This window comes from Methylobacterium oryzisoli, assembly GCF_046557895.1.
Lineage (GTDB): Bacteria > Pseudomonadota > Alphaproteobacteria > Rhizobiales > Beijerinckiaceae > Methylobacterium > Methylobacterium oryzisoli.
Genome location: NZ_JBKIBX010000010.1, coordinates 51766 through 63893 on the forward strand (window position 1 = coordinate 51766; position 12128 = coordinate 63893).

The 12128-nt window shown below is 71.5% G+C and carries 10 protein-coding genes; 3 read left to right on the forward strand and 7 right to left on the reverse strand.

Features of this window, described 5'->3' with window-relative positions:
• The first annotated feature begins 12 nt into the window (after positions 1 to 12).
• Positions 13 to 1617: a histidine kinase famiy protein gene (locus ACKUB9_RS12010; RefSeq protein ID WP_407522173.1), complete on the forward strand. Its 1605-nt coding sequence runs from the start codon at positions 13 to 15 to the stop codon at positions 1615 to 1617.
• A gap of 16 nt (positions 1618 to 1633) precedes the next feature.
• On the forward strand, positions 1634 to 2305 hold the full coding sequence (locus ACKUB9_RS12015; protein WP_407522175.1) for an intradiol ring-cleavage dioxygenase: 672 nt from the start codon (positions 1634 to 1636) through the stop codon (positions 2303 to 2305).
• A gap of 46 nt (positions 2306 to 2351) precedes the next feature.
• Here ACKUB9_RS12015 and ACKUB9_RS12020 read toward each other — a convergent pair whose 3' ends face one another.
• Positions 2352 to 3566 carry an NADP-dependent isocitrate dehydrogenase gene (locus ACKUB9_RS12020; RefSeq protein ID WP_407522177.1) on the reverse strand — a complete coding sequence of 405 codons (1215 nt, stop codon included), beginning with the start codon at positions 3564 to 3566 and terminating at the stop codon, positions 2352 to 2354.
• Between the two features lie 484 nt (positions 3567 to 4050).
• Here ACKUB9_RS12020 and ACKUB9_RS12025 point away from each other — a divergent pair, with 484 nt between their 5' ends.
• On the forward strand, positions 4051 to 4806 hold the full coding sequence (locus ACKUB9_RS12025; protein WP_407522179.1) for an RNA methyltransferase: 756 nt from the start codon (positions 4051 to 4053) through the stop codon (positions 4804 to 4806).
• Between the two features lie 61 nt (positions 4807 to 4867).
• Here ACKUB9_RS12025 and ACKUB9_RS12030 read toward each other — a convergent pair whose 3' ends face one another.
• From ACKUB9_RS12030 to ACKUB9_RS12055, 6 genes are all read right to left on the reverse strand, one after another.
• Complete coding sequence (locus ACKUB9_RS12030; protein WP_407522181.1) at positions 4868 to 6166, reverse strand: O-acetylhomoserine aminocarboxypropyltransferase/cysteine synthase family protein; 1299 nt, start codon at positions 6164 to 6166, stop codon at positions 4868 to 4870.
• A gap of 16 nt (positions 6167 to 6182) precedes the next feature.
• Positions 6183 to 6590, reverse strand: a complete 408-nt coding sequence (locus ACKUB9_RS12035; protein ID WP_407522183.1) for a response regulator — start codon at positions 6588 to 6590, stop codon at positions 6183 to 6185.
• A gap of 116 nt (positions 6591 to 6706) precedes the next feature.
• Positions 6707 to 7948 carry a sensor histidine kinase gene (locus tag ACKUB9_RS12040; protein WP_407522185.1) on the reverse strand — a complete coding sequence of 414 codons (1242 nt, stop codon included), beginning with the start codon at positions 7946 to 7948 and terminating at the stop codon, positions 6707 to 6709.
• Positions 7949 to 8230: 282 nt separating this feature from the next.
• Complete coding sequence (locus ACKUB9_RS12045) at positions 8231 to 9511, reverse strand: O-acetylhomoserine aminocarboxypropyltransferase (protein WP_407522187.1); 1281 nt, start codon at positions 9509 to 9511, stop codon at positions 8231 to 8233.
• Positions 9512 to 9581: 70 nt separating this feature from the next.
• Positions 9582 to 9848, reverse strand: coding sequence for a hypothetical protein (locus ACKUB9_RS12050; RefSeq protein ID WP_407522189.1), 267 nt, complete (start codon positions 9846 to 9848; stop codon positions 9582 to 9584).
• Between the two features lie 49 nt (positions 9849 to 9897).
• Complete coding sequence (locus tag ACKUB9_RS12055) at positions 9898 to 11988, reverse strand: TonB-dependent receptor family protein (protein ID WP_407522191.1); 2091 nt, start codon at positions 11986 to 11988, stop codon at positions 9898 to 9900.
• Between the last annotated feature and the right edge of the window lie 140 nt (positions 11989 to 12128).

Below are 12128 nucleotides of genomic sequence, written 5' to 3' on the forward strand. Positions count from 1 at the left end.
AGCGGAGACAGGATGACGACGCCCGATACGACGCCCGCCGGCCCGATCGTCGCGCGGGGATCGGCGGGCGAGGCGACCGATCCTCGCGGCGACATCTTCTTCGCCGCCGTCGAGACGACGCGGATGCCGATGATCGTCACCGACCCGCGCCAGCCGGACAATCCGATCATCTTCGCCAACCAAGCCTTCCGGCGGATGACCGGCTACGAACCGGAGGAACTGGTCGGCCGCAACTGCCGCTTCCTGCAGGGGCCGGAGACCGATCCGCAGACCGTCGACGAGGTGCGCCGGGCGATCCGGGAGGGCCGGGAGATCGCGACGGAGATCCTGAACTACCGCAAGAACGGCTCGTCGTTCTGGAACGCGCTGTTCATCTCGCCGGTCCACGACCGTGCCGGCGACCTCGTGTACTTCTTCGGCTCGCAGCTCGACGTGTCGCGTCGCCGGGACGCCGAGGATGCGCTGCGCCAGTCGCAGCGGATGGAGGCGCTGGGCCAGCTCACCGGCGGCATCGCCCACGACTTCAACAACCTGCTGCAGGTCGTGGTGGGCTACGTCGACATCCTGCAGGCGGGCTTGGCCGACCGCGACGCCGATCCCGGCCGCCTCGTGCAGGCCGCCGAGACCATCCGGGGTGCCGCCGAGCGGGCCACCACGCTGACGCAGCAGCTCCTCGCCTTCACCCGCAGCCAGCGCCTGGAGGGCCGGGCGATCAATCTCAGCACCCTCGTCGACGGCCTGCGCGACCTCGCCGGGCGCACCCTCGGCGCGGCGGTCACGGTCGAGACCGCGCTGAGTCCGGACCTGCGCAACGCCCGCCTCGATCCGACCCGGACCGAGGTGGCGCTGCTGAACCTCCTCAGCAACGCCCGCGACGCGATGCCGGAGGGCGGTCGCGTCACCATCGCCACCGAGAACCACGACGTCGCGCAGGACGATGTGGGTCCCGGGCTGCTGCCGCCCGGGCGCTACGTCGCGGTGACGGTGGCGGATACCGGCACCGGCATGTCCCGGGAGGTGCGCGCACGCGCGCTCGAGCCGTTCTTCACCACCCGGGAGGAGGGGCGGGGCGCCGGGCTCGCGATGGTGTACGGCTTCGTCCGGCAATCGGGCGGATCGCTGCAGATCGAGTCCGAGGTCGGCCGCGGCACGAGCGTGCGGCTGATCTTCCCGGCCGCCGGGGAGGACGAGCGCCCGGCCGGAGCTCCCCGCAGCCGCGGCACGGAGCGGCCCGGCACCGAGACGATCCTGATCGTCGACGACCACGGCGACGTGGCCGACCTCGCCCGCACGATCCTCCAGGATTTCGGCTACACGGTGCTGGCGGCCTCGCAGGGCCGGGAGGCCCTGGAGATCCTCGACGGCGGCCGGCAGGTAGACCTGCTGTTCTCCGACCTCCTGGCGCCGGGCGGCATGAACGGCGTCGTGCTGGCGCGGGAGGCGCGCCGCCGCCAGCCGCGGCTGAAGGTGCTGTTGACCACCGGCTACGCCGAGGCGAGTGTGGAGCGCACCGACATCGGCGGCAGCGAGTTCGAGGTGATCGACAAGCCCTACCGGCGTCTCGACCTCGTGCGCCGGATCCGGACGATCCTCGACGGTCCGACCGGCGTCACCTGACCGGGAGGGTGTGACGATGGACGAGGGGTTTTCTCGCCGGACCGCGCTCGCGGTGCTCGCCGCCGGCACCCTCGCACCGCGCGCCGTCTCGGCCGCCGAGGTCTGCCCCCTGACGCCGGAGGCCGTCGAGGGACCGTTCTACCTCGACCCCCGGCTCGTGCGGGCGGACATCCGGGAGGACCGGCCGGGCGTGCCGCTCGACCTGCGCCTGCGCGTCGTCGCGACGCCCTCCTGCGGGGCGCTCGCGGGGGCGCGGGTCGACGTCTGGCATGCCGATGCCCAGGGGCGCTACTCGGGCTACCCGGGCCAGGGCGACCGGGGCGCCTCGACGGTCGGGCGGACCTTCCTGCGCGGCACCCAGTTCACGGACCGCGAGGGCGTCGCGGCCTTCCGCACCATCTATCCGGGCTGGTATCCCGGCCGCACCACGCACGTCCACGTCAAGGTGATCCTCGACACCCGCACCGCGTTGACCGGACAGATCTACTTTCCCGACCCGGCGAACGCGGCGGTCCACGACCGGGCGCCCGCCTATGGCGGCCGGCCCGCCCGCGGCCGCATCACCAACGGCCGCGACGGGCTCCTGCGCGAGGACGACCCGGAGCGCCGGGGGATGGCGCAGGTCCTGGAGGAGGGGGAGGGATACGCCGCCCTCCTGACGCTGGGCGTGAGGCGGGCGGGAGCCTGAGACGGAGACGAGCGCCGCGACGCCCGCCCCCGCCTCATGGCGCGGCTCAGGCGGCCATCGCGGCCTTCAGGTTCTCGTCGATCTTGTCGAGGAAGCCTGTGGTCGACAGCCAGCGCTGATCGGCCCCGACGAGGAGCGCGAGATCCTTCGTCATGTGGCCGGCCTCGACGGTGTCGATGCAGACCTTTTCCAGCGTCGCGGCGAAGGTCGCCAGCTCGGCATTGTCGTCGAGCTTGGCGCGGTGCGACAGGCCGCGGGTCCAGGCGAAGATCGACGCGATGGAGTTGGTCGAGGTCTCCTTGCCTTTCTGGTGCTCGCGGTAGTGGCGCGTCACGGTGCCGTGGGCGGCCTCGGCCTCGACGGTCTTGCCGTCCGGGGTGAGCAGCACCGAGGTCATCAGGCCGAGCGAGCCGAACCCCTGCGCCACCGTGTCCGACTGCACGTCGCCGTCGTAGTTCTTGCAGGCCCAGACGTAGCCGCCCGACCACTTCAGGGCCGAGGCCACCATGTCGTCGATCAGCCGGTGCTCGTAGGTGATGCCGGCCGCGTCGAATTTCTGCTTGAACTCGTTCTGGTACACCTCCTCGAAGACGTCCTTGAAGCGGCCGTCATAGGCCTTGAGGATGGTGTTCTTGGTCGAGAGATAGACCGGGAACTTGCGGGCGAGCCCGTAATTCATCGAGGCGCGGGCGAAGTCGCGGATCGACTCGTCGAGGTTGTACATGGCGAGCGCGACGCCGGCGTCCGGGAACTTGAACACCTCGCGCTCGATGACGGTGCCGTCGTCGCCCTCGAACTTGATGCTGAGGCGGCCCTTGCCCGGGACCTTGAAGTCGGTGGCGCGGTACTGGTCGCCGAAGGCGTGACGGCCGACCACGATCGGCTGCGTCCAGCCCGGCACGAGGCGGGGCACGTTGCGGCAGATGATCGGCTCGCGGAAGATCACGCCGCCGAGGATATTGCGGATCGTGCCGTTCGGCGACTTCCACATCTCCTTGAGATTGAACTCCTTCACCCGGGCCTCGTCTGGCGTGATGGTGGCGCACTTCACGCCGACGCCGTGCCGCTTGATCGCCTCGGCCGCCTCGACGGTCACCTTGTCGTTCGTCGCGTCGCGGTGCTCGACGCCCAGATCGTAGTACTCCAGGGGAATGTCGAGATACGGGTGGATCAGCTTGTCCTTGATGGACTGCCAGATGATCCGCGTCATCTCATCCCCGTCGAGTTCGACGACGGGATTCGTCACCTTGATCTTCGCCATGACCGAACAGCCTTCCGTGAGCCGCGAGCCTGCCGGACCGCCGGGCCGGAGCCTCGCCGCACGAGGCCCCGGCCCGACGAAGCCGGCCGAGGCGCGGTCATAGCGCGGTGCACCATGACGGGGAAGCCGCCCCGGCGACATCGCGCCGGGTGGGACCCGTCGGACAAAAAAAGGCCCCGGCCGCTCGGGCCGGGGCGAAGGAGGTCTGTTATGGTAACGCTTCGTGAGCGTGACGGTTCCGCTTGGGTGACGAAACGGCCCGGGACGGGGCGCCCGGCCCACTGCGCCGGCCAGCCCGAAGGCTGAAAAACGGGTGCGGGATCAAGGAGATCCCGGCGGCTGGGCGTGGCGCAGGCGCGCCGATCCTGCTCCAGGCTCTTGAACGTGCCGCATTCTCTGCGACGAACCGGTGACCACTTCGTCGGACAATGCTCTAGAAGCGGCGCACACCGATCCGCACCCCAGACCGACGCCGAAGCCCCCCATGACCGACGCCGCGACCGTCCCGACGCCGCTCCGCCCCGTCGTCATCCTGGTCGAGCCGCAGCTCGCCGAGAACATCGGCATGACGGCGCGGGCGATGGCGAATTTCGGCCTGTCGGAGCTGCGACTCGTGGCGCCCAAGGGTGGCTGGCCCAAGAAGGGCGTGCGCGAGACGGCGTCCGGCGCCACGCACGTCCTCGACGGCGCCACGCTCCACGCCACCGTGGCGGAGGCGATCGCCGACCTCCACCACGTGCTCGCGACCACGGCGCGCGAGCGCGGACAGATGAAGCGGGTGCTGGGGCCGGACGAGGCGATGCGGGCCGCCGCCCTGCGCCAGCAGGCGGGGGAACGGGTCGGCATCCTGTTCGGCCGCGAGCGGGTGGGGCTGTCGAACGACGAGGTCTCGCTCGCGGATGCCATCATCACCTTTCCGGTCGATCCCAGGCATTCCTCGCTCAACCTCGCGCAGAGCGTGCTCCTCGTCGCCTACGAGTGGCGCCGCGCCGCCGGCCTCGCGCACCTGCCCTTCGACGGGGAGATGCGCTCGCCCCCGGCGCCGCGCGAGGCACTGCTGGCGCTGTTCGGCAGCCTGGAGGGCGCCCTCGACCGGGCCGGCTACTTCCCGCCGGAGAAGCGCGGCGGGATGGTGCGCAACCTGCGCGACATGCTGCACCGCATGCAGATGACCGAGCAGGACGTGCGCAGCCTGCGCGGGGCGCTGCGGGCGCTGAGCCGGGACGCGGCCGACGAGTGACGCCGCGGACCTAGCGCCTGCTCCGCCCCGACCGACGCCGCGTCGGTCGCGGGACGCGCCGTCAGCCCGCGAGCTTGGCCAGGGACTGCTCGACGTCGGCGATCAGATCCTCGACGGATTCGAGGCCGATCGAGAGCCGCACCGTCTCCGGGCCGACGCAGGCCGCCGCCTTCTCGGCCTCGCGCAGCTGGCGGTGCGTGGTGCTGGCCGGATGGATCGCCAGGGACTTGATCTCGCCGATGTTGACGAGGTGGGAGATCAGGCCGAGGCCGGTGATGAAGTCGAGCGCGGCCTGCTCGCCGCCCTTGAGGGCGAAGGTGAAGATCGACCCGGCCCCCTGCGGCGCGTAGGCATTGGCCACCGCCTCGCCCGGGTGGCCCGGCAGCGACGGATAGCTCACCCATTCCACCTTCGGGTGCGCCCGCAGGTGGCCGGCGACGGCCTTGGCGTTGGCGCAGTGCCGCTCCATGCGCAGCGGCAGGGTCTCGATCCCGGTGAGGGTCAGGAAGGCGTTCATCGGCGACAGGCCGGGGCCGAGGTCGCGCAGGCCGAACAGCCGGCAGGCGGTGGCGAAGGCCGTCTCGGGGAAGCGCTCCGAGACCACGAGGTCGTCGTAATCCGGCCAGGGCTCGTTGATCAGGTTGTAGCGGCCGGTGGCCGCCCAGTCGAAGCGGCCGGCATCGCAGATGATGCCGCCGATCACCGTGCCGGAGCCCGACAGGAACTTCGAGGTCGAGTGGACGACGATGTCCGCCCCGTGCTCGATCGGCCGGATCAGGGCCGGGGAGGCCAGCGTGTTGTCGACGATGAGCGGCAGGTTGTGGCGCCGCGCCACCGCGGCGACGCCCGCGATGTCGATCACGGTGCCGCAGGGGTTCACGATCGACTCGCAGACGATCGCCCGGGTTTTTTCCGTGATGGCGCCCTCGAAATCCTCCGGCGTCAGGCCGCGGGTGAACTGGGGCGTGAGGCCGTAGCGGGTCTCCAGCCGCCGCATCAGCCCGAGCGAGCCGCCGAACAGGCGCGCCGAGGAGACGTAGGCGTCCCCCGCCTGCATCAGCGTGAGGAGGACGAGGAGCACGGCCGACTGGCCGGACGCGACGGCGACCGCGGCCTTGGCGCCCTCCAGCGCGGCGACGCGGCGCTCCAGCGCCGCCACCGTGGGGTTCGAGCCGCGGGAATAGGAAAAACCGGTCGCCCGCATGGCGAAGATGTCGGCGGCCTGCTCGTTCGACTCGAACACGAAGCCGTTGGTGAAGTAGATCGGCTGCGCGCGGGCGCCGGTCGCGGCATCGGGGGCGGCGCCGGCATGGACCGCCCGGGTGGCGAAGGCGAGGCGGGCGGGATCGAACGGGGGCATCGGCGTATTTCCGGAATCAGGCGGCGCGGCGCACGCGGTCGTGAAGGGTCTGGACGAGGTCGGAGGGCGCGTAGGGCTTGGGGATGAACAAGGCCCCGTCCGGCATGTCGTTCGGTCCCGGGGTGCCCATGCCGGACACCACCAGCACGGGAATCCACGGCCAGCGGCGGGCGACGAGGCGGGCGAGCGCCAGGCCGTCGATGGAGCCCAGCGGCATATCGACATCGGTCATCAGGGCATCGACCTCGCGGTCGCTCTCCAGCACCTGCAGGGCGCGGTCGGCATGCGGGGCCTCCACCACCTGGAACCCGGCCTCGGCCAGCGTGTCGGACGCCTCCATCAGCAGGAGGCCGTCATCCTCGACGAGGAGCACCACGGGCGCCTCGTCCGTGGGAGACTCGGATCGGTCGGGGGATGATGTCATCGGTCGCCACGGCTGACGTCGGCAGGTGGTTGCTGCCTATGGGCCGACACTCCCAGGGTCAAGCGTGGCCGGAGCGACGACGTGCCGGTGCGTCAGGCCGACGCTCAGGCCGACGCTCAAGCCGACGATTCTTGCACGGCCCGCAGAGGGGCCGACAGGGAGAAGACCACGCCCGCGGCCGGGTAGGTCAGGCTGGCACTCCCGCCGAGGCTGTGTACCAGGGTGCGCTCGATCAGCCGCGAGCCGAAGCCGCTGCGCGTGGGTGCGACGACCGGCGGACCGCCGGCCTCCTCCCAACGCAGAAAAAGCCAGGGCTCGTCCGCCTCGGCGACGATGCGCCACGCGACGCTCACCCGCCCCTCGGCCCGCGACAGCGCACCGTACTTCGCGGCATTGGTGGCGAGTTCGTGCAGGATCAGGGACAGGGCGAGGGCCGAACGGGGTCCGAGGCGGACCGCCGGCCCCTCGATCCGGAAGCGGTCGGGCGCCCGCCCGCCATGCAGGTCGGCCGCGCCCTCCACCACGTTCCGCAGGTCGGCCGCCGCCCAGGAGCCCTGGATCAGGATGTCGTGCGCGTGGGAGAGGGCGATGAGGCGCGCCCCGAAGGCCGTCGCGGCCTCTTCCAGGGAGGCCGCGCCGCGCAGGGTCTGGGTCGCGACCGCCTGCACCATCGCCAGGATGTTTTTCACCCGGTGGGCGAGTTCCTGCATGAGCAGGGCCTGCTGCTCCTCGGCGTGATGGGCGTCGGTCACGTCGCGGGCCACCGCGAGCACGCGCTCCACCGCGCCCGCGTCGCCCGGGATCGGCGTGAGCACCACGTCCCACCAGCGCGGCGTCCCGCCTAGGGTGGGGGAGGCGGCCCGGAACCGGCCGGTGCGGCCGGCGCGGGCGGCCGCGAGCGCGAGGTCGGCGGCGACGCGGTCGGCGGGCTCCGGCCACGCGGCCCGCCAGTCGCTGCCGAGGACGCGGCCGGCGGAGCCGGCTTCGAGCACGGCGGCGCTGCCCTCGCTCAGCCACAGCACCGTGCCGTCGAGGGACAGGACCTCGATGCAGTCGCGGCTCGCCGCGAGCAGACGGCTGGTGAAGGCCTCGCTGGACCGCAGGCGGCCGTTCAGCTCCTCCATGGAGGCGAGGCGGATCTCGCCCTCGGCGAGGGCGCGCCCCTGGTCGCTGGCGGCGGCGCGCAGGCGCGCGGCCTCCGCGCAGGCGATCTCGGCGCGCATCTGCGCGAGGGCCGCGACGGCGCGGGCCTCCGCCGCCACGGCCTCGGCCTCCGCCAGACGCGCGGACGCCTCCGCGGCCGACGCCACGTCGCCCGGCGGAGGGGAGGAGTGCAGCAGCGCCTCTATCCGTGTCATCGCAGCGCAGACGCCCCGAGCTCATGCGCCCGGCGGCGGCACGATCCGCACGGGCGGCGAGCGGCCCCGCACGAGCGGGACCTTGCGCCTGACGGGCGTTCGAGACCGATCCGACGAGCACCCGGACGATCACGTCCGGCAGCGCCGTCAGGCCGCTGAACCGGCCATCCGACGCGATGCGGGCGAGTAAATCACAGGTACATAGCGGGCCGCAATGGCGCGGCTATACTTCGTCCCGACTTTAACTTGGGACAATCCCGGTCCGGGCCGGACTTCGCCGGATCAGCCCGCGAGGGCCTGGTCGAGGTCCGCGATCAGGTCGCCCGGATCCTCGATGCCGACCGACAGGCGCACCACCTCGGGGCCCGCGCCCGCCCGCACCTTCTGCTCGTCGCTGAGCTGGCGGTGGGTGGTGGAGGCCGGGTGGATCACCAGCGAGCGCGTATCGCCGATATTCGCGAGGTGCGAAAAAAGCTTCAGGTTCGACACCAGCCGCACGCCCGCCTCGTAGCCGCCCGTCAAGCCGAAGGTGAAGACCGCGCCCGCGCCGAGCGGGCAGTACCGCTTGTGCAGGGCGTGGTAGCGGTCGGTCTCCAGGCCCGGATAGCTCACCCACGACACCGCCGCGTGGCGCGCGAGGTGCTCGGCCACCGTGAGGGCGTTGTCGGAGTGGCGCTGCATGCGCAGCGGCAGGGTCTCGATGCCGTTGAGGATCAGGAACGCGTTGAAGGGCGAGAGCGCCGGACCGAGGTCGCGCAGGCCGAGCACCCGCACGGCGATGGCGAAGCCGAAATTGCCGAAGGTCTCGGACAAGACCATGCCGCCGTATTCGGGCCGCGGCTTGGAGAGCATCGGGTAGCGGTCGTCGCCCGCCCACGGGAAGGTGCCGCCGTCGACGATGAGCCCGCCGATCGAGTTGCCGTGCCCGCCCAGGAACTTGGTGGCGGAGTGCACCACGATGTCGGCCCCGTGCTCGAAGGGCCGGATCAGGTACGGGGTCGCCATCGTGTTGTCGACGATGAGCGGGATGGTGTGGCGCTTGGCGATGGCGGCGATCGCCGCGAGATCGGTGATGACGCCGCCCGGATTGGCGATCGATTCGACGAAGATCGCCTTGGTGCGCGGCGTGATGGCCGCCTCGAACGAGGCCGGATCGTCGGTGTCGGCCCAGACCACGTTCCAGCCGAAGTTCTTGTAGGAGTGGTTGAACTGGTTGATCGAGCCGCCGTAGAGCTTGTTGGCCGCGATGAACTCGTCGCCCGGCTGGAGCAGGGCGTGCATCACCAGGAACTCGGCGGCGTGGCCCGAGGCCACGGCGAGCGCGGCGGTGCCGCCTTCGAGGGCCGCGACGCGCTCCTCCAGCACGGCGTTCGTCGGGTTGCCGATGCGGGTGTAGATGTTGCCGAAGGCCTGCAGCCCGAACAGCGAGGCCGCGTGGTCGACGTCGTCGAACACGAACGAGGTCGTCTGGTAGATCGGCGTCGCCCGGGCGCCCGTGGCGGCGTCCGGCGCCGCCCCGGCATGGATCGCAAGGGTGTTGAAGCCGGGCAGGCGGTCGGTCATCGGGCGACTCCGCGAAAGGGGACGCCCGTGCTCTAGGACCCGCCTGCCGCAGGGGTCAAGTGGGCGCGGCTCAGCGGTGCCGGTGGCGCCGCTGATGGGTGTGGCGCCGCCCCGGCAGGCCGCTGCGGTAGGCGCGCGGACCCGGATCGATGCCGAGGACGCCGTTGACGCCGCCCACCGCGCCTCCGACCGCGCCGCCCACGATGCCGCCGATCGGGCCGGCGACCCGGTCGCCCTCGCGGGCGCCGCGCTGCATGCCGCCGGGGATCCCCTGCGCCTGCGCGGCGCCCGCGAGCGTGCCGACGAGGAGGGAGGCGAGAAGCAGGGATCGGATCATGACGGAACTCCTCCGAATCCTCTGGACAACGGCGGCGCTTCCGGAAGGTTCAGAACGCCCCCCGCACGCCCGCGAACACGCTGCGCCCGGAGCCCGGATAGAACGCCACCGGCCCCGCCGGGCCGAAGGCTGCGGCGTTCGTCACCACGGCGACGTCGGAGATGGTGCGCTTGTCCGTGAGATTGCGCGCATCCACGAACAGTGTGACGCCGGGCGCCAGGTCGAGGGCGGCCTGCACGCCCAGCAGCGCGTAGCCCGGCACCCGCTGGGTGTTGGCGTGGTCGGAGAAGGGGCCACGCGGGACCCAGTCGAGGGCGGGCGCGAGGGAGAAGCCGGGCCGCGTGTAGGCGAGAACCGTGCGCAGCACGTCGGGCGGAATGCCGGCGATCCGGTTGTCGCCGAAGACCGGGTCCGCCACGAAGCGGAAGTCGTTGCGGGTCCAGATCTGCGTCAGCGTCAGCGCGTCGCCGCCGACGATGAGGTCGCGGGCGAGATCGAGGCTCGCCGCCGCCTCGACGCCCTGGTGGCGGGTGCGCGGCGCGTTGAAGGTCGCGGCCGGGATGCCGAGCCCCGCATTCGGGCTGAAGTTGATGAGTTCGTCGCGCAGATCCGCCCGGTAGAGCGTGAGGTCGAGGCTGAGATCGCCGATCCGCCCGCGGGCGCCGACCTCCGCCGTCCAGGCACGCTGGGCGCGCAGCGGCACGAAGGTGCTGCCGGCGAGGTTCTGCTGCACGAGGTCGGAAAAGTCCGGCACGTCGGCCGAGCGGGTGACGTCCCCGAAGACCTGCAGGTCGGGACGCACCTGCCAGAGCAGGCCGAGCTTCGGGTTCACGCCCTCGTAGGTGCGGTTGGCAAACTGCACCGCCGGGTTGAGGGGCAGGCCGCCCTTGTCGCTGTAGGTGCGGTTGGCCGAGAAGAGCTTGGCGCCGGTCATCAGCGCCACGTCGGGCAGGATCCAGAACCGGTTCTCGCCGAAGGCCTCGACGTTCGATGCGCTCTGGAGCGCGTTGCGGGTCTGCGCCCCGCGGGAACCTGCCGCGTTGAGGAATTGCAGGGCGGAATTCTGGCCCGCATAGGCCCGCAGGCCGAGCAGCGTCTCGTTGCGGAAACCCCCGACCTCGAAGGTGCCGGCCCAGTGGGGTGAGACGCCGTAGGTCCAGCCGTCCTGATCGATGACTTGGAAGATCGGGTGGTAGAGCGACTTGTGGATGGCCCAGGAATCGATGTCGAGCTTCCCCACGTCGAGCAGGAAGGACGTGCGGTTGGCGATCCGCTCGGTCTCGACCTTGCGGGACTGGTTGCCGCTGAGCGCGGCCGGGTTCGCCCGTGTCGGATCACGCAGCGCCTCGCCCAGGCTCAGCGCTCCGGGGAGCTTCTGGTCGGTGAGGTAGATGCCGGCGTAGAAGCGCGTCTCGACGCCCGGCGCCAGAACGTAACCGAGATTGGCGTTGAAATTCCGGGTGCGCTGGGTGTCGTGGATCCGGTAGCCGTCCGAGTTGGTGATCGTGCCGTTGATCAGCAGATCGACCGGCCCGGCGATGCGCGAGACCTGGAAATTCTCGCGGATGGTGTTGAAGCTGCCGCCGTCGAGACGGAGGATGGTGGGCGCGAGGGCCGTGTGGGCGGTCGGCGTCACGAAGTTGATGGCGCCGCCCAGCGTCGTGGCGCCGAACGCGAGCGCATTGCCGCCCTTGTAGACCTCCACCGACCGCAGGGCGAGCGGATCGACTTGGTAGAAGTCGCCGCTGCCGTCCGCGAGGTTGAGGGGGATGCCGTCCTGCAGCAGTTCGAGACCCCGCAGGTGGAAGCCGCGGGCGATGCCCGAGCCCCGCACCGAGAGGCGCAGCTCCTGGCCGTAGCGCTCCTGCACGTAGACGCCGGGCACGTCCTTGAGCACGTCGCGCAGGGTGTTGGCGTAGCGGTTCTGGATCGCCTCGCCATCCACGAAGGCGACCGCGCCGACCGTGCGTTCGAGGATCCGGCGCTGCTCCGGCACGGACGGCACGGTCAGGGAGCCGCCGGCTCCGGCGACGTCGATCTGGGACAGGGCGACGGTGTCGGCGGACTGGGCGCGGGCGGGTGCGAGGCTTGCCGCGAGCAGGAGGCCCGCGAGCCCGGCGCGTGAGGGACGATGAGGCATGGCGACGCCTTTCGCTCCGCTTCGGGGCCGGCGGAGCCTGTGTCGGGATCAGGCGGCGGGGCGCGGGGCGTCCCAGTCGGACGGGCTTGCGGGTGCACATGTCGGCACGTGCACATCACCTCTCCCCGCGTGCGGGGAGA